The sequence below is a fragment of the Bacillus sp. TH50 genome, assembly GCF_016650565.1.
GTDB classification, from domain to species: domain Bacteria; phylum Bacillota; class Bacilli; order Bacillales; family Bacillaceae_G; genus Bacillus_A; species Bacillus_A mycoides.
Window position 1 is genome coordinate 505,325 of sequence record NZ_JAEKFM010000003.1, and the last position, 17,848, is coordinate 523,172.

A 17,848-nucleotide genomic window follows, 5' to 3' on the forward strand; every position below is an offset into this window, starting at 1 on the left:
ATAAAAAACTAGTCTATTTTGAAAACTTCCTTCACTTTTATTTAACTGTTATTCTATATAAAATATAAAAATTTAATGTCGTTTATTTAATTTTAAATATATGATATATTCAAAATGTTAATCATACAAAGTTAATAAAATGAAAACAAGGGAAATTTATGAAAAAACGCATTTTATATTCATACTAAAATCACATAGTTTTTAGTATAGAAAGGAGCTTCAAAATTTGAATAAGAATTTAACCAAAATTACATTAATAAGCGGTATCGCTCTTATACTTTATCATTTTTTTAAATGGTATTTAGTTGAATTCCTTACCCCATTTGTTATGCCATTTCTTTCAATAATAGTTCATGGATTGTTTTTCTTAATATTAATTTTCACAATCATACATCTTATCAAATACAAAAATTGGAAACCGTTAATTATTCAATTAATCATAATAATTACTTGGATATGTATACCATTTAATGAGATTTATATAAATTTAGATTTTATTATCTATAAAGAAGACCGTGAAAAAGTTATAGCACTTATAGAACATAAAGAGTTAACTCCTAATGTTCATTATGATAGTAGACAAATTCATTTACCTAAACAGTTTGCATCCACTTCCAAAAACGGTGGGGATGTAATTATTCAACAAAATAAAAATGGTATTTCTGTTTTCTTTTTTACTTATCGTGGTATATTAGATAATTTTTCAGGATTTATTTATACACCAAATGATACTAGACCAAACAAATACGACTTTAATAATGAATATAAAGAAATCACAAAAATAGAAAAAAACTGGTATTATGTCACATCATATTAAAGAACACAAAAATTTTCTTTTAATTATATTAAAAACATACCGTATTTATAGAAAGGGAATGCTTGTATACTATATACTGATCTGTACTGCATTCCCTAATTAGGCCCGAAACGGATTCTTGTCGTATTAGCTCATTCAAGGTGATGCAATTTTTTTACAAGTGATACATCTTTTTTATCATATACGTCGCTTTAACACCACTCAATATAGAGGTTGCTGTTTCAAATGACTCGAACCCTAACATAGGAGTAGCATCACACATCCATCAACTTAAGAATTTTCTCAGTTTGGATTATTTGTTTTTCTCAGCTTGATTGTGACAGGGCACTGCCACATCGCCATCAAGCTAAGATTATATAAGTTTAATTTCACGTGAAATTTTTTCGTTTTTCTAAAGATCCAGTGTAAGTTCTTTAAAGATTTGCATACCAAATAAACCCTATCGGGTTTCAATTTTTTGGATTACGCTACATGATTGTGAGACATAGAAAAGTTGTATACGACGCCTAAGATATCAAAGACTGTTTTCTTCTCATACCTATGGGATTTTCGTCCATTTTTCTGTAAGAGATTAAACATACGAAAGAGAATCTTTGTTAATTCTTGGGTGTCTTTTTGTAAAGATTGATAAATAAGTGGAAAATAATCTTTGATGATATAAATTGCTTTATATTCACTTAATTCTCGTTTCTTCTTGATGAGGAGTAATTGGCGCATTTGAAACATGGTGGAGGAACAAAGAAGGATACTTATTAATTGTCCGTATAAGTGACACTCTAGTCGTTCTAATTTTACAGAATTACAGTGATGAATACGAAAAAATGATTTCCAGGTTTTAAAAATAAGTTCAATTTGCCAGCGTAAGGAATAAAAATCGTATACTTGTTCCTTTGGTAGATATTCTAAAGGAATATTTGTAATGTAAAAGTTAATTGCACTAAGCCTCTTACTACGTTCTTTATAGGTAATTTGCTTCTTATGTTCTTTAGATGCTAAATCCTTTTGCCTACGTTTCATTTGCGTTTCAGTTAATTTGTACAAAATGAGTCTTGCAGGAAGTTTTTGATGCATTCCAATATAAACCTCAGGAATTTCATATGTTTCACCTGACTTTAATTGGTCAATGAATTGCTCCATATCTAATTGGATGTACTCAGAGTGCTTTTTTATTGTTCCATTTTGAAAGTATTCAGGCTCTTTATTCTTCTGATATATACGTGTATTGAGCTTTAACCTTGAAATAAAATAGGCATTACACTCTTCTATAGTATGTAAGTCTTTTAAATCGAAGTATCCTAAATCACGTATACATACATCGTTCGGTTGAAGGGACGCTAAACAAGTAGAACCATACGTTTTATCATTGTGCTTTCCCGATCCTACATGAACATGAAGAAATTGACCACTTAGTAAATCATACTCTAGTTGAATTTTTACGCCAGCATTTTGCCCACTACCACCGGAACCTTGATATGTAGAAACGAATTTATCCGGAATCTGAAAATGTGTAGAATCCAATACACGAATACGCCGAAAATAGTTTGCATACAAAGTTGGAATCTTGCTAGAAGAACAAAATTGTTGGTGAAGTAAATGTGCTAAGAGTTGTTGTAAAAACTGAACAGCCTGAGAATTAAAACGCTGATTGAGTCCTTCGGGACTCATAGAAATACCTGTGTTAGCTTCTAATCGACTACATAATTCTGTCAATGAAGTATGAGCTATATTTTGACTTAACCAAATACATAAGGCTACTAAATCTTGTGCACGGTATTTACTTTTTCGTTTAACAAATCCTACATTTTTAGCTAATTGCTCTAAAGCATCAGGTGACATATATCGTTCCAACTCTCTAGAAAACAATTCTAATTCATCAAAAATCGATAAGTTCATATCAAACACGCCATCCTTTCCTATGATTCTACAGAAAGAATAGCGTATTTTTTTATTTTAGTGGAATTTTGTTTTGTTAGCTTGATAGCGATGGGATAAGAACAGAATACCGATACCACCTTTTAAGTTCTTAATTTTTCATAGTCTTTTTATAGCTTTTCTTTTTGTTTATTTATGAATATGAGTTAATCTCATGCCCATAAGGATTATGTATAAAATCACCTCAAAATCGAAAATGGGATAATATTACACGATTAAACATGTAAAAGTTTTTTCAATATTTTACAAAAATACAGTTATATCCCAAAAAAATATGTGGCTATGATATACTCTTATCAAGAATATCTCATAGGAGGGGAATTATTATTAAAATAATTTTAGGAATTATTGGAGCAATTCTGTTACTACTTTTTACTGTTCATCCAGGAGTTCCAGATAAAAGTATGCCTCTCAAAACTAAACTATTAGTAATTCTTCCGTTAATTTTTGTTTCAGGTCTAATTTACCTAATTATAAGGTGGTACTAAGTGTCACCTTATATGCCCATTAAGTTAAAACCTCATAATATCCCCTCAGAACAAAAAAATTGTGCATTTTGCTCATTTTTATTGTTTTGGGGTAACTCGTTCTTTTTAGCTTGATGGCAATGGGGCACTGCCAACAAAAAGCGATTTTCGTAAGCTAAGCGATCTTTTATATAAAAAAGCCGATTTCTTGTAATCTAAAGGATAATCGGCTTTTTACTATTCAATTATTTGTAGTAGTTGAAGAAATTCTAAAGGTATAATCATATTAATTATTATCTATAAAGTGAAACTTTAATCAGAGGGGGTTTTTTCCATCCCCACTGATTATTAGCCTTCACCAATCGGGTTTTTACGGGCAGCCCGACTCCCACAAATAGCGGGATAAGAACGACTTAATCGTTACTTTTAACATAACATCATTTACAGAAAGAAGGAATGATTATCTTCATTAAAATACAAAATTGGTTTAACAATAAAAACAAGATTATAATAAATAAAAATTTATTGTTAAACGATAAATTTCATGTTAGATTAAATAGATAATTAATAAATGAGGTGCTTTATATGAAACAAGGATCAACACTCTTTTTAAAGACAGCTATTATTCTGATTGGAATCCCTGTTCTTGCTTTATGTATATTTTTAGTTCCTAACATAGGGAAATATGCAGCGGAATTGTTCCCGGATATTGCATTTATAAAATATCTTGTTTTAATCAATCTATATGCAACGGTGCTACCTTTTTATTTTGCTCTGTATCAAGCTTTTAAACTTGTAAGCTTCATTGACAAGGGTAACGCTTTCTCGAAATTATCTGTTAGAGCTTTAAAAAAGATAAAAAACTGCGCAGTAACAATCAGTATTTTATATGTGGTAGGTATGCCACTCTTCTATCTTGTAGCAGAGAGAGATGACGCACCAGGTATTATTATACTTGGCATGCTCCTAATCTTTGCTTCCATGGTTATCGCAGTCTTTGCTGCCGTTCTCCAAAGACTTTTAAAAGATGCGATAGATATAAAATCAGAAAATGATTTAACGGTCTGAGGTGAATAACATGGCAATAATAATTAATATTGATGTAATGTTAGCTAAAAGAAAAATGAGTGTAACAGAGCTTTCGGAGAAGGTTGGAATTACAATGGCTAACCTTTCTATATTAAAAAATGGAAAAGCAAAAGCAATTAGAATTACAACTTTAGATGCTATTTGTAAAGCATTAGAATGCCAACCTGGGGATATTTTAGAATATCAACCTGAAGATACCGAATAAAAAAGAGTCCTTCTTGTATGAAGGACTCTTTTTATTGCTCATTACGGCGCAAAATTTATTTGACCAGTAAACAATAAGATAATCGCGATAATCCAAAATATAAAAAATGATGAGGACAGTATTAATGAAATAATAGCTATCCCCTTCTTCTCTGTTTTTTTCGTCATTGTGATTATTGAAAGTATAATACCTACCCCTGTCAGAGTAATCGTTACATAATCTCCAACTATATTTCCGGCATTCGCTATTCTCGTCGGAGTTATAAAAACGAATAAAAAACACATAATTCCGATGAGTAAAGATAAATAGCTTATTATACTGTACTTCTTTTTGGGAACTATTTCGGTTTTCATAATACCCACCCCTTTTATATAGCTATGTGTTCATATTAGCGCGAATAACCATAATTTGGTTAAAACAAAAAAAACAGATACAGTGGAAACTTCCACTGTATCTGTTTTTTATTTAATATATAAACCTGCTATTTCTTCTTTAGCGTTATAAGTTATGATAAAGGTACGTTGTTCTTTACTATATTTTGCTACAAGAACAACAGTATATAAACCATCTTTTTCTTCAATCGACTTTTTTCAATCTTTTCGAATATACCAGCTTTTTCAATTACATGTAAAGTGATAATAATGTTATTTAATTCTGATTTAAAAATATAAGAGCCTCGCTACAAATCATATTGTAGTAAGGCTCTTTAAAGTTGTTTAATTTCTAACCTTTTAAATGAGTTTGTAGACAAATATAAATAATAAATTTGTTTAAATCTTGTTCAACTAAAGCTCCCATTAGTTGAAGTGTAATTCTTCACAAATTATTGAGATTCTTCTTCTAGAAAATTAAAATCACCATCAATAAGATCCTGTAAATACTCATCAAAGCTGTTTGCAATCACTTCATATTCATCAGGGTCGTGCAAAAAACGAATTATTTGACCACATACACCTTCATCAGAAGGGTTAAAATCAATATAGAGTCTTGATGTTCCACCATTGTTCATACAGTCTGAAAAATGAATATAAGTGCCAGGGAGAAGTCCTTTTGGATTTATCTTAGAATCAACAGTATCCTCGTCATCTTGGTATTCTAAAAGATAAGAGACGTCTTCTTCTTCTTTTGAACTTTCGAGCATCTGCTGTGTAGAAAGCAAATAATATGGATACTCTTCAACATCTGAGCCTAAAATACATACCGCAACTTTGTTTTCTCCATATTTCCGCCAATATGTACCATCAATATTTTCAAGTAAAGAGATTAGTGATTCTGGACAATTTGGATATTCTGACCTTAATGTATCAATATCATCTTTTGTAGCACCGTACGCTTTATTTAGTGCCTCGAGATCATCTGTTGATAATGCTGCTCTCAAGCCGTTTAAAAATTTGTTTACCAAATCCATTATTTCGTCCTCCCAATAACAAAATATAAAATTTTTTTATTAGTCTATATACCTAACATAAATAAGATTATTCACTTTTATCGAAAGCCTCATTTCATCTTTTTGTTCAAACAAATGTAAGCAGATAATCCCATTGTAATTATTGATAGGGTGAGTTGAGCATATTTTCCCACTTGAAATATGTCCGTAAATATCAAAATTAGGTCATTTTCACTCTACTATGATAAAACCTTCTAACTCGAATGCCATTGATGGTTCACTATTTACTTGTGTATGTAAGTTACCTTCTTCGTCTATTACTACAACTGTGTCTATTAACCCATCTGCACTTAATATATCACCTAATTTTAAGTCTTGACCCTTTACCGTTTTAATACCTAGTTCTATATTTGGAATCATGTTCCTACCATCCTATTAGAAATTATAATTTAAAAATGGTAACTTTACACTAGTGTCTACTTCTCCTGTATACAACTCTACAAATACATTTGAAGTTTCATGCGGTATATAGATTGTTGTGACTTTCTCGTCAATATGTACGTAAGCAATTACTTCCATGTATTCATCACAGTCTTTCATAGGTACAAAGGTTAGACAAGGAGATACCCCTAAAGGTACTTCTTTCTTATCTATAAATTCCTTACACATGACAGTCTTCTCTACTTGATATGTAGTTATATGTACATTGTCTACTTCTGTTATTTTTACATTAGTCGGTATCTCTATCCCTAATAGATTACACCAACTGTTTAAGATGGACCTTTTCTCTGTACTTAATATAATGTCACCTTTACCATTTAAAACAAAAAGAGACTCCTTTTGGTCTCTCCCTACTTTTACCTGTTTCATCTCAATCATATTGCATACTCCTTTGTGAAATATTAGTTGAAGTATTGTTTCAGTAACTCACTACCTGTTTTAAGTCTTGTATAATATTGTCCATCTTTCTTCTCGAATTCACCGTTGTTAGCAAATTCTTTCTTTACACTTTCTAAGTTCGATGAATCAATAATACCAAACACATCGCCTATTTCAAAGTTACCTTCTTCATTTATACACTCTTCTAATAAGTAGTATTTGTCTTCTTCTAAAGGAACTATCTTACCTTTTGTAATCGAATACAGATGTTTTGTTTCCTCTACCTGTACCGTAATAAAAATCCAACCAACTCTTACAATGGTACATGGCGTTAACCCCTCAAATGTAAGTGCAACTACTTTTTGGTCTTTCTTGAATTTCCCCATCCTTGGTACCCCTTTAAATAGATTTATTTCTCCTAAAGTCTACTATTTTATAGCGTAACCATAGTCTCTCAAACATCTATCTGCCCTAAGTTATACATCTCTAAGAGTTTCCTTTTCTGTATATCCTAGTTCACTAATCTTTTTTTGCATATTCTAGTTCACTATCAATCGTATTCCAGTATACTTTACCGTATTTCGTTACAGTTTCTACATGAATATCCTCAACATAAGCTTCGTGTCGTTCCATTACATCTTTACCGTTTTCTCTATATCCTAAATACTTATAGAATGCACCTACCCCTAGTACCACTTACCTTAGTAAAACCTGCTCTTGCACTACCTATATGGAATGGCATGTTCTACCCCTCTTTTATTTTAATATGATATTATAGCGTTCTCTTTGTTGTGAACTCATAAACTGCCCTACAAATTGTAGTTCATGCCATTTAAACTCTTTCATGGCAACATAGATGACAGTTAACTTATTGTCTACCATTCCATAATATACCCATTCTTGCTTTGCCTTTGAAAAATTATGCTTTTCTACACTTTGTAATAAATTGAATTTTTTTATAGAGCTAACCTGCATGGTTAGCTCTATAAGAATTAAAGAACTTTATTATTTTTTAAAGGATTTTATTATTTTTTAAACAACTTTATTATCGCTTAACATTACAGGCGTAAGATCTTTCATTTTCCCCTCTGATAATGCGGTTTTCATCTTGCTATCAAATTTTTCATGCATTTCTTGATACTTAGCTTCATTTTGTAATTACTAAATCCGCTCTCTCCCTCGGCAATTCCACTTCCAAATAATACTCCTCAGCCTTCCAATACCTACTTTGAAACTTTGGAAGGTTCTTCTGCGTTTCCGGACTTTCACGTAGAAACCTTGTCTCTCTTGAACAATCCAAATACACCATATAATGAAAGAAATCTCTCCATTCTTTTCGTTGAAGAAAAACTCCTTCTACAATTATTACACCTACTAAAGGAAGCTGTATTTCTTTCATTTCACATGAGTCTGTTTCATCATGATAGTATGGCAACTCTAATTGCATGTCACTTTGTAACTTTTGAAATAAGTTTTGCTGCAAGCAATCGATATCCCATTGAAGGTTATAGTACTCATACCATTCTGCAAATCCAGTATTATATCGCTTGTTACGCTCGGTTATGTGATCATCAATATGAAAAATATGAAACGGGATTCCATTTCGTTTCATATTTTCTTCTAATTTTTTAACCAACGTTGTTTTACCCGAACGACTTAGTCCATCTATACCTAGTATAAATCGCTCATCTTTATGGTCCTTAATAACCTTCATTATCTCATTTGTGCTCATTACTTTTGCCAATCTTCTTTTAATAATGAATAAACGACCGTGTCATGAGCAACATCATTTTGAATCATATATTTTCGAAGTAATCCTTCTTCTTGAAATCCGGATTTTTTTAATAAATTACGGGAAGCTTCATTTTCTATATATACGACAGCTGCAATTCTTATAAAATGCAACGTTTCAAATCCGAAAGCTAGCATTGCTTGCAGTGCTTCGGTTGCGTATCCTTGTCCCCAATATGTATCATCTAGCTCATAACCAATTTCAGCTCGTTTATGATGATTGTTAATTAAATGAAACCCACACGTACCAATTAATTGATCCGTGCCTTTCTTCTCTATTCCCCAGCGAAATACACTTCCCTCTTCATTACGCTTTCTAAACGTTTGAATAGTTGTTTTCGCTTGCTCAACATTTTCGAAAGAGTCCATTCCGAAATAACGAATAACGGATTCTTTTGAAAAATAATGGAACATCGCTTCTGCATCTAATAGTGTAAGTTCTCTTAATAGTAAGCGTTCTGTCTCTAATTTTGGAAACCCCATCCTCTTTTTCTCCTTCTATTCTAATGAACTACAAATTTCAATATAATTACCGTCTGGATCGGCAATGTAAGCAATTGTTTGTCCCCACGGTTTTACGATTGGCTCAACTAGGACTTTAACCCCTTGTTCTTTTAATTTCTCAATCGTTTCCTTAACATCATCTACAACAAACCCTAACTCAAAATGAGAAGATTGTAGTACACCTTCTGTAAGAGGTAGTCCCGTTAACTCCTTAACATCCTCTCGTGTATTCATCGCTAAAATTGTTGCTCCTGTTTCAAATTCAATATATGTACCGTGCTCTGCTCTTATTGGCAATCTTAAAATTTCTTTATAAAACTGAAGACATTGCTCAAACTTTTCTACATATAAAATAATGTATTTCATTTTTAAGTTCATAATTATTCCCCCTTAACCTTCACCTCTAAAAATTCGACAAATGTTTTTAAAAACCTTGTACCTTATTGAGATGAGCACAAAAAAATGAGGCCGATTTCTCGGCCCCCAGCTTATTGGCATAAAACAGGAGATTTGGTTTGGACATAACCAGTTCTTACATTTATTATATTTTATTTTTTCTGAATTTTAAATATAATAAACACCTATTTATATTGAGAAAGTTTTTTTACTTGCATAAAATCATACCGCTTAAGAAATGCTACAAATGGAGGTGTATACATATGGAACCAATGCTATGTCCAAGCTGTAAAACGAACCGAACGCGCTTTAATATTCTTGAGCAACAAGTAAAACCAGTAAAATTAAATCCACAAACAGGTCAAGTAGAAGAAGAATACACAAATGAAACGATGAACGCTTTTCATATGGCTTATCAAGGACCTACTTACCGCGTCCAATGTGCTGTATGTGGGCTTGTTGAAAACCCAGAACAATTTATAAAACCTGCGCAAAATCAGTCTTTCTCATAAAATCATTACTATCCCTTATAGAAATAGATTTTTCTTTAAGGGATTTTTCCTTTTAATGAGGTAGTACAAAACGTATTCTCCATACTCTTCTGGTAATATTTACATAAGAGATTAGTTTGCCACATGATTATACTCTACTTTTGGATTTTCGATTGGAAGAAGATAACAACTCCTTACGGTCTAGCTATATGGATTGTTTCTACTGTTTGCGGCTTTTTACTTTATTACCACTTTAAACATCAAAACTCTAATAAAATAGTATTAATCAGTGTTCATTATTATTAATCGTTTCTTCATCATTTATGACTTTTTTAGGTATTATTACTAGTATTATCTTTGTAACTGTTAGTTCTATGCCTTAAATATACAGTCTTTTATTATGTAAAAAAGAGTGAACAAAATAAAATTACATAGAAATGAAAGAAGATGATTCCCGTATAATATCTACGAAATCATCTTCTTTTAAAATCCAATCTTTATTATAATATTTCGCTTTTCAATTTCTTAATTTTCCAAGAGAGCCTTATAAAGAGATACATCCACATACAACTAACAACCCCCACCATAACTTTCGCCCAAATAGGCACTCTTGATTCTATCGGACTTAAAAATACGTTATACATTGATGGTAATATAGTTGCTAACATAATAACAAAGAATAGTGATAACTCCTTTAGTTTTTGTATCCTCGTCTCTTTTTCTGAATATATATCCGGCAACTCATTTTCCTCTTCTACTTCCTTACAAAAATAATTCTATTTTGTAAAACTCGTTACATGTTTCCAGCCACACATTTCATATAGTTCAATATATTCTTTTTGTTTTTCTTTTGAATCTTTATAATCCAATCTAAAATCCGCTTTATATATTACATCTTTCGGCTCCGTTTTCTTAAACGTATACATCACATTGTATTTTTGTAGTGCCCAGCCTTGTTGATGCATTTTTCTTAAAAAAGCTTCCTCTTTCTCTAAACTCCATGCCGCGAAAAATTTGAGTACCTTCTTTGTCTCCATCTTCCATTCACTCCCCTAATATACTGCTTCCATTTCTTACAGATCTCTGCAGTCTGTTATACTCTAGCTCTAACACTTCTCTCCCAAACGGTGTTAACTCATAGCACTTCTTTCTGTCTGTAGAGGCAACTTCAACAATCAATTTCTCTTTTAATAACTTCGTAGTATTCCCATATAAAGTACCAGGACCGAGCTTTACTTCCCCATTTGTCATCTCTTCTACCATTTGCATAATTCCATAACCATGCATTGGCTTTACAAGTGACAACAATATGTAATATGTCGCCTCAGTTAATGGAATGTATTTTTGCGCTTTCGCATTCATTATAACTACCTCCGATACATCGCTTCATGATATATCGACTCGCGATACATCGCATAACGATATTGTATAATCATATTCCAAAATATGCAAGTGTAATATTAAAATTAAATATCCATTTCTTTGAATTAAAAAATCATATCAATTTTCTGAATAATTTGTTAAAATATAGAAATATCCGCTTTTATTTTGAAAGGAATGATACATATGATAACTAAATTGAAAGAAAACATAGGATCTGTTTTTGTCGGTAAGGAAAATGTAATTGATTTACTCCTCGTTTCACTGCTTGCTGATGGACATGTACTGCTTGAAGACGTACCTGGTACTGGAAAAACATTACTAGCAAAAACAATTTCTAAAAGCATTGGTGGTAATTTTTCTCGCGTTCAATTTACCCCTGATGTACTTCCGAGTGATGTAACAGGTATTGAATATTTCAATCCAAAAACTAGTGAATTCGAATTAAGACTTGGACCAGTTATGACAAACATATTACTTGCAGATGAAATTAACCGTGCGATGCCGAGAACACAATCTAGTTTGTTAGAAGCGATGGAAGAACGACAAGTAACGCTTGAAAAGCAGTCTACTCCTCTTCCGAAACCATTCTTTGTTATTGCGACGCAAAACCCGATTGAATCACAAGGAACTTTCCCTCTTCCAGATGCACAACTTGATCGCTTTTTAATGACGATTTCAATTGGTTATCCGTCTCCTGAAGATGAATTAAAAATGATGCGCCGTTTTCGTAACAATGCACCGTTAGAAAGCGTCACATCTGTCATTTCTTTAGAAGACATTTTAGAAGCACAGAAACAAGTGAAAGAAATTTTCGTATCAGAACCGTTAGAACATTACATTATTAAGCTTGCTCACGCTACAAGAAATCATGATTACATTGCTAACGGTGTAAGCCCGCGTGCTACATTAGCTTTAGTACGTGCCGTTCAAGCATTAGCCTTTTTACGCGGGAGAGAATATTGCACGCCTGAAGATATACAATTTTTAGTTCCTTCTGTTTGGAATCACCGTATCGTCTTGTCAATGGAAGGAGCTTTACGTACGACAAAAAATGAATTAATGCAAAGGATTTTAAAAGAAGTAGACGTACCTGTGGAGATTGAACAAGCATGAATGGACAGCGCGTTGTAACTGTACCTTTATTTTTTCAGCTCCATATTATTCAATTAACTGTGCCAGGCGCTATACTATTTACGTTTTTTCTGCCGCAACGAATTATTATGTTTCTCTTTTTCTTCTACTATTTATTTGCGATTTTTATTTATAAATATGTCGCTTACATAGAGAAAAAGTTTCAAGTAATAAACGAGAAACAAACAACTCGGCTTTTCCCTGGTGAATCTGGACAGTTTTTTATTCATTTAAAAAATGGGGCAAATATACCACTCGTTAATGGTGTTTGTTATTTTCATTTAGATTCTTCCCTTATACCGCATAAAGATCAAGGGATTGAACAAATATCAAAAACGTTATTTTCTTTCCCATTTTCACAACCTGCTCATTCGGCACAAAAATGGGATTTAACATTAACCGCAACGAAGCGTGGTGTGTTTCAAATTGAACAGTTCGAATGTGTTTTAAAAGATCCTTTTCATCTTTTAACTGTACATTTACCTGTTTTCGATAAGTTAAAGACTGAAATCATTGTGTACCCTTCTCCTAAAGAGGTAGCCGGTTTACAAGAACTCCAGCAACTATTAACAGGTTCGTATCGAACGAATTTCTCTTTTTACAATGATGAAACATCCATTATCGGTGTTAAACGATATGAACGCGAATCTTTCCGCTCTATCCATTGGAAAGCATCCGCTAAAATGCAGGCGTTACAAGCGAAGCAATATGAACCAGTAAAAAATTATAGTTGGACGATTTGTCTTTCTTTAGCTGCTGATCGTGGGTTTGGTTGGAAAGAAAATGTAGAAGACCTTATTTCATTTACAACGTACATTTGTCAATTCGCAACGAAGCATCAAATTCCGTTTGAGTTATTTATTAGTGTTTTAGCAGAAGATGGCCCTTTGCTTTTACCATTAAACGAAGGACAAACACATTATGCCAAAGCGTTAGAAGAATTAGCACGTATTTCAGATGATAGTACGCTACTTCCGAAACAAGGATTTCTTCACTATGTAACGAGAAAAAGGGAACGCTCATCTACAATGATATACATTGGTTTGCAGAAAAAGGAGCTCCCTTTTCTATCTCAGCCTACGTTCCTCATTAATAATGAAGGGATGGTGGAAAAGCTTGAAAACTTGGCTCTATCACGTTAATGACTTTATTCTGCTCCTCCTTCTTTCATTATTAACGGAAAGAGACGAACTAGTTGGTATTGCTATATTTTTAGCAACAGGCTATGTAGGTGTAGTTCTTATTCATAAATTAATGAGGAAAAAAACAACAGGATTTGTACTACTGTTAGTTATTCAAATAATCGGTTGTTCTTTATTTCTACCTTTCTCTATTTTAGGCACAATATTATTACCACTGTTTTTCTTTATCGTACACTCTGTTGGACCGGGATATCCAGTACAAAAATCGTTAGGCGGTATTGTATGGTTTGTCGTTTCAGCTATATTTTATGCCCCCTTTCCGCCATTGTGGAAATTGTTACTATTAACTTTACACATTATGATTACATTTTGGTTAACAGGTTCCAATCGTAATCAACAGCTATTACGTTTCACTTCTATTATTACGATTGGAATAATTAGCGCTTTACTTATTCCGATATTTCCTTATCGGCTTCTTTTTTCCTATATCATACAAGTAGTTGCCTTAGGATTTGGTTATGCTTTAAATCCATTGTTCTCGGCAGCTGCATTAAAAGATACAGACGACTTTTGGTCGAATAAAGGAAATTTAAAAGATCCTCAAATTAAAGAGGAATTGGGGCAGCGTCCTTTTGATCCAACTCTCATTAATAGCATTACAATAATAGCCTGTACAGCCATCGCTATTTACGTCGTTTGGAAAATAGTAAAAAAACGAAAACATTTAAGTTTACCAAATATGCCTGTCTTTGAATCTACAATCATTACTGATAAAGAAGGCATTAGCCAAAAACGCTTCAAACGAAATAAACCACCACATAACGAAATTCGAAAAGAAATTTTCAAACTCGAGAGTAAGCTATCTCCTCCTTTAAACCGAGAACGAGGAGAAACTGTTGAAGCTTGGCTAGAAAGAATTAATGATGAAGAAGAGGTAAATATTCAGAGTCATATTATTATAGACGCGTATAATGCAGTTCGTTATTCAAATGGTGAAAACACTGTACTTCTGCATGAATTTAAGGAAGAGGTTCATAAGCTTTATGCGTATCAGAAGAGTTTGAAGAAGAAGAGAAAATGATGTATACAAAAAGACTCCTATTAAACTAGGAGTCTTTTTGTGTAAAAGTCCACGTTGCTTTTCACAAATTATGCTTTTTTTCCTGCTTCAATTTCTAAAGATTCTTCATGCCACCAAAGTGTTTCTTCAGGATCCTCTTTAGCAATTTGATGTGCTTCTTTTTTCGATTCTACAGTAGGGTAAGAACCTTTTAGTGCACGTCCTGAGGTTGTGACAAACAGTACACTAAACACAATTAATCCAATTACACTTACACCTGTTAAATAAAATGCTGGTGCTAGTGGATTACCAGTAGCATGAACTAAGTATGAACATACGAGCGGTGTTGTACCACCGAATATAGATACAGAAATATTAAAGGAGATAGAAAGCGCACGATAACGTACATCGGTGAAAAAGAGTGCTGGTAATAACGAAGGCAATGTTCCTTCATATACACTAAGGAAGAAACCTAAAATGAAAATACCCGCAAACATGGCTACAATATGTCCGTTACCAATTAATAAAAATGCTGGAATTGAACATAATGCTAAACCAAGTAAGCCAATTTGTACTACTCGTTTATTACCTACTTTATCACTTAATTTACCGAAATAAAGTGCCAGTGGAATCATAAGTGCCATCGTAATTGAAATAATTAATAAGCCCGTTGTTTCTTTGACTTTTAGTACTTGTGTTAAATAAGAAGGAATATACGAAAGGATCATATAGTTTGTAATGTTAAAGAAGGCAACAATTACTGTGCTTAATAAGAAGTCTTTTTTGTGATATTTTAATATATCCATAAATGAAAATTGTTCGTTGTCTTCAGATTCCTCTTGTGCTTTTTCCATCTCTTGAAAGATTGGAGATTCATCTAAATGACGTCGTAAATATAAACCGACCAAACCAATTGGTGCAGCAATTAAGAAAGGAATACGCCATCCCCAGCTGAGCATTTGCTCATCTGTTAATAATAACGTCAAAATGGTAACAATTACCGAGGCAGCAATGTAACCTGAGAGTGTTCCAATTTCAAGACCACTACCGAGTATACCACGCTTTTTATCTGGAGAAGATTCTGCGATATAAACCATTGCTCCTGAATATTCGCCGCCTGTAGAGAAGCCTTGAATCATTCGAGCAATTAAAAGTAGTATTGGTGCCCATACACCAATTTGTTCATAGGTTGGTAGTAATGCGATGAATAATGTAGAAAGTGCCATTAAAATAATAGTTGTACTTAAAACAATCTTTCGGCCGTATTTATCTCCTATTCTACCAAAGAAAATACCTCCGATTGGTCGAACGAGAAAGGCCGCCGCAAATGTACCAAATGTTAATACAAGTTGCAAACCACTATTATCCACACCTGAGAAGAATAATTGACTTAATATTACCGCTAAATACGCGTATAATCCAAAGTCAAACCACTCCATTGCATTCCCAATGCCAGTAGCAATAACTGCTTTTTTCGCTTGTTTAGAATTGACAATATTAACGTCTTGAGGTTCAAAATTTAAATCATTATTTTGTTGCATATAGTAAAACAGCCCCTTATTTAATTTAACTTCTTTAAGCACACCTTCTCTTACTAGAATAAATTCAATACGAAGCACTTAAGGAAAAGCAACGTCTCCTTATCTGTTATTATTGTTTCACATAATTAATTATTTGTCCAACGAGATGCTTCCTAGATTAAGTAATTTACTATTTTAAAAAGCTGAAGAAGGCGCTATACGAGTACCTTTTTCAGCTTTTTATTTTAATATCTAAATTTATTTTTTCCACCCCTATTTTCTTCCTATTTGAATTAAAAATAAGGTGCTTTTTTATAAAGTTTTTTAAACACTCGCTATAGCTGATAAGCTATGAATACAGGAGATAAACTCATAAATAAATGCATCAATTTCTTCTTTAGTAATTATATATGGAGGAAGTAAACGGATGATGTTCCCTTGTGTAACATCAACTAACATTCCTTTCTCCATTAGCTCCACCTGTAATTTCTTAACATTTTCATTCTTATCATTCAAACTAATTCCAAACATCATTCCAGCATGACGTACTTCCTGAATATAATAAGAATTTTCTTTCTGAATTTCTTGCAATTTATCATTTAGATAGTGTGATGTTTCATACGCTTCTTGCATTAAACCATCGTCAATCAATGTATTTAAAACCGTTAACCCTAAAGCCGTTCCCATTGAAGAATGAGCAAACGTTGTGCCGTGATCTCCTGGTGCAAATACATCACATAACTTTTCACCTACAACAATTCCGCCAAGCGGTATCCCGCCTCCTGTTCCCTTACCAATTTGAATAATATCCGGTGTAATATTGAAATTTTGATAAGCAAATAGTTTACCAGTTCTCCCCATACCACTTTGAACTTCATCAACGATAAGAATGACATTATATTTATCACATAAGTTTTGAACACCATGTAAATATTCACCCGATAAAGGGTATATCCCCCCGCTACCTAATACAGGCTCTAGCATAATCGCAATTGGATTTTCTTTAACAATTGTTTCTTCTAATTGCTCTATATTCTCGCGCTCTACTTCATATACAGGAATCGATGTTTTAGGGAAATTTTGATATACACTTTCTTGTCTCGTAAAATGAAGTGCCCCTAACGTACGCCCGTGGAAGCTATTCTTCAGCACTACGATTCCTTCACGTTCCTCATGCGTATTCGCTCTATATTTATCAATTAATTTCAACGTTGTTTCTGTCGCTTCCGTACCAGAGTTTGTAAAAAAGACTTTTCCATTTTTTAAAGAGCAATCAACTAATTTCTTTGCATACTCAATCGCAACTGGGTTTAAAAAATGAAACGGAAGATGCAGAGATTTCGTAACTTGTTCCATTGTCGTTTGCACGATTTTCGGGTGATTATACCCTAATACGTTCACTCCGACACCAGAAAATAAATCTACATACTCTTTACCATCCACATCATAAAGCTTGCACCCTTCTCCTCTTTCTATTGCAACCTTCGTACGACAATACGTAGGCATCATATATTCTTTATCTAATTGAAACCAATCCGACATTTTAAATTCCTCCTAGTTATTTTCCCTGTTTATTTATGTTCATTCTCTATAAAGTCATGTATAAATTCATTTTTAAGATTGTAATTTTAATAGTAATTTTCTTCCCGATATT

Annotated in this window: 21 protein-coding genes and 5 pseudogenes; 8 read left to right on the forward strand and 18 right to left on the reverse strand. The window is 32.8% G+C overall.

What is annotated here, in order from left to right:
• Positions 1-226 precede the first annotated feature (226 nt).
• Positions 227-817, forward strand: a complete 591-nt coding sequence (locus JFU23_RS02680; RefSeq protein WP_201031291.1) for a hypothetical protein — start codon at positions 227-229, stop codon at positions 815-817.
• Positions 818-986: 169 nt separating this feature from the next.
• Here JFU23_RS02680 and JFU23_RS31310 read toward each other — a convergent pair.
• Positions 987-1,061: pseudogene (locus JFU23_RS31310) on the reverse strand (IS6 family transposase); the annotation flags it as partial.
• A gap of 218 nt (positions 1,062-1,279) precedes the next feature.
• The gene (locus tag JFU23_RS02685; protein WP_201031292.1) at positions 1,280-2,710 is read right to left on the reverse strand and encodes an IS4 family transposase; all 1,431 of its coding nucleotides are present in this window, start codon (positions 2,708-2,710) and stop codon (positions 1,280-1,282) included.
• A gap of 1,091 nt (positions 2,711-3,801) precedes the next feature.
• Between JFU23_RS02685 and JFU23_RS02690 the strand changes: the two genes are divergently transcribed.
• On the forward strand, positions 3,802-4,284 hold the full coding sequence (locus JFU23_RS02690) for a DUF2975 domain-containing protein (RefSeq protein ID WP_002013525.1): 483 nt from the start codon (positions 3,802-3,804) through the stop codon (positions 4,282-4,284).
• Between the two features lie 10 nt (positions 4,285-4,294).
• A complete protein-coding gene (locus JFU23_RS02695; protein WP_000974615.1) occupies positions 4,295-4,510 on the forward strand; it encodes a helix-turn-helix domain-containing protein in 216 nt (71 codons plus the stop codon).
• A 41-nt stretch (positions 4,511-4,551) separates the two neighbouring features.
• On the opposite strand, the gene JFU23_RS02700 is transcribed toward JFU23_RS02695, so the two are convergent.
• The 12 genes and pseudogenes from JFU23_RS02700 to JFU23_RS02745 form a co-directional block, all read right to left on the reverse strand.
• A complete protein-coding gene (locus tag JFU23_RS02700; protein ID WP_002185556.1) occupies positions 4,552-4,863 on the reverse strand; it encodes a hypothetical protein in 312 nt (103 codons plus the stop codon).
• Positions 4,864-4,971: 108 nt separating this feature from the next.
• Positions 4,972-5,135, reverse strand: a pseudogene (locus JFU23_RS02705) (DUF3887 domain-containing protein); the annotation flags it as partial.
• Positions 5,136-5,333: 198 nt separating this feature from the next.
• Positions 5,334-5,918, reverse strand: coding sequence for an SMI1/KNR4 family protein (locus JFU23_RS02710; RefSeq protein ID WP_016101155.1), 585 nt, complete (start codon positions 5,916-5,918; stop codon positions 5,334-5,336).
• Positions 5,919-6,128: 210 nt separating this feature from the next.
• Complete coding sequence (locus JFU23_RS02715) at positions 6,129-6,317, reverse strand: hypothetical protein (protein WP_016101154.1); 189 nt, start codon at positions 6,315-6,317, stop codon at positions 6,129-6,131.
• Positions 6,318-6,332: 15 nt separating this feature from the next.
• Positions 6,333-6,776, reverse strand: coding sequence for a hypothetical protein (locus JFU23_RS02720; RefSeq protein ID WP_201031293.1), 444 nt, complete (start codon positions 6,774-6,776; stop codon positions 6,333-6,335).
• A 23-nt stretch (positions 6,777-6,799) separates the two neighbouring features.
• On the reverse strand, positions 6,800-7,162 hold the full coding sequence (locus tag JFU23_RS02725) for a hypothetical protein (protein WP_002032883.1): 363 nt from the start codon (positions 7,160-7,162) through the stop codon (positions 6,800-6,802).
• Between the two features lie 133 nt (positions 7,163-7,295).
• The gene (locus JFU23_RS02730; protein ID WP_242483477.1) at positions 7,296-7,472 is read right to left on the reverse strand and encodes a hypothetical protein; all 177 of its coding nucleotides are present in this window, start codon (positions 7,470-7,472) and stop codon (positions 7,296-7,298) included.
• Positions 7,473-7,532: 60 nt separating this feature from the next.
• Positions 7,533-7,751 carry a hypothetical protein gene (locus JFU23_RS30190; protein WP_078184928.1) on the reverse strand — a complete coding sequence of 73 codons (219 nt, stop codon included), beginning with the start codon at positions 7,749-7,751 and terminating at the stop codon, positions 7,533-7,535.
• A gap of 81 nt (positions 7,752-7,832) precedes the next feature.
• A pseudogene (locus JFU23_RS31315) lies at positions 7,833-7,934 on the reverse strand (DUF3887 domain-containing protein); the annotation flags it as partial.
• Positions 7,924-8,508, reverse strand: a complete 585-nt coding sequence (locus tag JFU23_RS02735; protein WP_016101152.1) for a kinase — start codon at positions 8,506-8,508, stop codon at positions 7,924-7,926. The gene JFU23_RS02735 and the pseudogene JFU23_RS31315, both read right to left, overlap by 11 nt.
• Positions 8,508-9,050, reverse strand: a complete 543-nt coding sequence (locus tag JFU23_RS02740; RefSeq protein WP_201031294.1) for a GNAT family N-acetyltransferase — start codon at positions 9,048-9,050, stop codon at positions 8,508-8,510. Before JFU23_RS02740 ends, JFU23_RS02735 begins: the two co-directional genes overlap by 1 nt.
• 15 nt (positions 9,051-9,065) lie before the next feature.
• A complete protein-coding gene (locus JFU23_RS02745) occupies positions 9,066-9,449 on the reverse strand; it encodes a VOC family protein (RefSeq protein WP_201031295.1) in 384 nt (127 codons plus the stop codon).
• A 281-nt stretch (positions 9,450-9,730) separates the two neighbouring features.
• Here JFU23_RS02745 and JFU23_RS02750 point away from each other — a divergent pair, with 281 nt between their 5' ends.
• Positions 9,731-9,979, forward strand: coding sequence for a hypothetical protein (locus JFU23_RS02750; protein ID WP_000433610.1), 249 nt, complete (start codon positions 9,731-9,733; stop codon positions 9,977-9,979).
• Positions 9,980-10,102: 123 nt separating this feature from the next.
• Positions 10,103-10,341: pseudogene (locus JFU23_RS30420) on the forward strand (hypothetical protein).
• A gap of 117 nt (positions 10,342-10,458) precedes the next feature.
• On the opposite strand, the pseudogene JFU23_RS02755 reads toward JFU23_RS30420, so the two are convergent.
• Both JFU23_RS02755 and JFU23_RS02760 read right to left on the reverse strand, forming a co-directional pair.
• Positions 10,459-10,995, reverse strand: a pseudogene (locus tag JFU23_RS02755) (DUF2812 domain-containing protein).
• A 7-nt stretch (positions 10,996-11,002) separates the two neighbouring features.
• Positions 11,003-11,320, reverse strand: coding sequence for a PadR family transcriptional regulator (locus JFU23_RS02760; protein WP_002142294.1), 318 nt, complete (start codon positions 11,318-11,320; stop codon positions 11,003-11,005).
• Positions 11,321-11,524: 204 nt separating this feature from the next.
• On the opposite strand from JFU23_RS02760, the gene JFU23_RS02765 reads away from it, so the two are divergent.
• Genes JFU23_RS02765 through JFU23_RS02775 form a run of 3 tightly spaced genes read left to right on the forward strand, consistent with a single transcriptional unit; the run spans position 11,525 to position 14,695 of the window.
• A complete protein-coding gene (locus JFU23_RS02765; RefSeq protein WP_061674891.1) occupies positions 11,525-12,454 on the forward strand; it encodes an AAA family ATPase in 930 nt (309 codons plus the stop codon).
• Positions 12,451-13,614, forward strand: coding sequence for a DUF58 domain-containing protein (locus JFU23_RS02770; RefSeq protein WP_201031296.1), 1,164 nt, complete (start codon positions 12,451-12,453; stop codon positions 13,612-13,614). Before JFU23_RS02765 ends, JFU23_RS02770 begins: the two co-directional genes overlap by 4 nt.
• On the forward strand, positions 13,589-14,695 hold the full coding sequence (locus JFU23_RS02775; protein WP_201031297.1) for a DUF4018 domain-containing protein: 1,107 nt from the start codon (positions 13,589-13,591) through the stop codon (positions 14,693-14,695). The genes JFU23_RS02770 and JFU23_RS02775 overlap by 26 nt, the downstream gene beginning before the upstream one ends.
• Positions 14,696-14,763: 68 nt before the next feature.
• On the opposite strand, the gene JFU23_RS02780 is transcribed toward JFU23_RS02775, so the two are convergent.
• On the reverse strand, positions 14,764-16,215 hold the full coding sequence (locus JFU23_RS02780) for an MFS transporter (protein WP_012261183.1): 1,452 nt from the start codon (positions 16,213-16,215) through the stop codon (positions 14,764-14,766).
• 303 nt (positions 16,216-16,518) lie between these two features.
• Positions 16,519-17,736 carry an aspartate aminotransferase family protein gene (locus tag JFU23_RS02785; RefSeq protein ID WP_201031298.1) on the reverse strand — a complete coding sequence of 406 codons (1,218 nt, stop codon included), beginning with the start codon at positions 17,734-17,736 and terminating at the stop codon, positions 16,519-16,521.
• Between the last annotated feature and the right edge of the window lie 112 nt (positions 17,737-17,848).

Excerpts from the sequence above, each read along its gene's own strand:
- JFU23_RS02760 (WP_002142294.1), bottom strand. The coding sequence starts at position 11,320 with ATGAATGCGAAAGCGCAAAAATACATTCCATTAACTGAGGCGACATAT.
- JFU23_RS02770 (WP_201031296.1), top strand. The coding sequence starts at position 12,451 with ATGAATGGACAGCGCGTTGTAACTGTACCTTTATTTTTTCAGCTCCAT.
- JFU23_RS02695 (WP_000974615.1), top strand. The coding sequence starts at position 4,295 with ATGGCAATAATAATTAATATTGATGTAATGTTAGCTAAAAGAAAAATG.
- JFU23_RS02780 (WP_012261183.1), bottom strand. The coding sequence starts at position 16,215 with ATGCAACAAAATAATGATTTAAATTTTGAACCTCAAGACGTTAATATT.
- JFU23_RS02750 (WP_000433610.1), top strand. The coding sequence starts at position 9,731 with ATGGAACCAATGCTATGTCCAAGCTGTAAAACGAACCGAACGCGCTTT.
- JFU23_RS02690 (WP_002013525.1), top strand. The coding sequence starts at position 3,802 with ATGAAACAAGGATCAACACTCTTTTTAAAGACAGCTATTATTCTGATT.
- JFU23_RS02685 (WP_201031292.1), bottom strand. The coding sequence starts at position 2,710 with ATGAACTTATCGATTTTTGATGAATTAGAATTGTTTTCTAGAGAGTTG.
- JFU23_RS02715 (WP_016101154.1), bottom strand. The coding sequence starts at position 6,317 with ATGATTCCAAATATAGAACTAGGTATTAAAACGGTAAAGGGTCAAGAC.
- JFU23_RS02785 (WP_201031298.1), bottom strand. The coding sequence starts at position 17,736 with ATGTCGGATTGGTTTCAATTAGATAAAGAATATATGATGCCTACGTAT.
- JFU23_RS02765 (WP_061674891.1), top strand. The coding sequence starts at position 11,525 with ATGATAACTAAATTGAAAGAAAACATAGGATCTGTTTTTGTCGGTAAG.
- JFU23_RS02720 (WP_201031293.1), bottom strand. The coding sequence starts at position 6,776 with ATGATTGAGATGAAACAGGTAAAAGTAGGGAGAGACCAAAAGGAGTCT.
- JFU23_RS02725 (WP_002032883.1), bottom strand. The coding sequence starts at position 7,162 with ATGGGGAAATTCAAGAAAGACCAAAAAGTAGTTGCACTTACATTTGAG.
- JFU23_RS02700 (WP_002185556.1), bottom strand. The coding sequence starts at position 4,863 with ATGAAAACCGAAATAGTTCCCAAAAAGAAGTACAGTATAATAAGCTAT.
- JFU23_RS02735 (WP_016101152.1), bottom strand. The coding sequence starts at position 8,508 with ATGAGCACAAATGAGATAATGAAGGTTATTAAGGACCATAAAGATGAG.
- JFU23_RS02745 (WP_201031295.1), bottom strand. The coding sequence starts at position 9,449 with ATGAACTTAAAAATGAAATACATTATTTTATATGTAGAAAAGTTTGAG.
- JFU23_RS30190 (WP_078184928.1), bottom strand. The coding sequence starts at position 7,751 with ATGCAGGTTAGCTCTATAAAAAAATTCAATTTATTACAAAGTGTAGAA.
- JFU23_RS02710 (WP_016101155.1), bottom strand. The coding sequence starts at position 5,918 with ATGGATTTGGTAAACAAATTTTTAAACGGCTTGAGAGCAGCATTATCA.
- JFU23_RS02740 (WP_201031294.1), bottom strand. The coding sequence starts at position 9,050 with ATGGGGTTTCCAAAATTAGAGACAGAACGCTTACTATTAAGAGAACTT.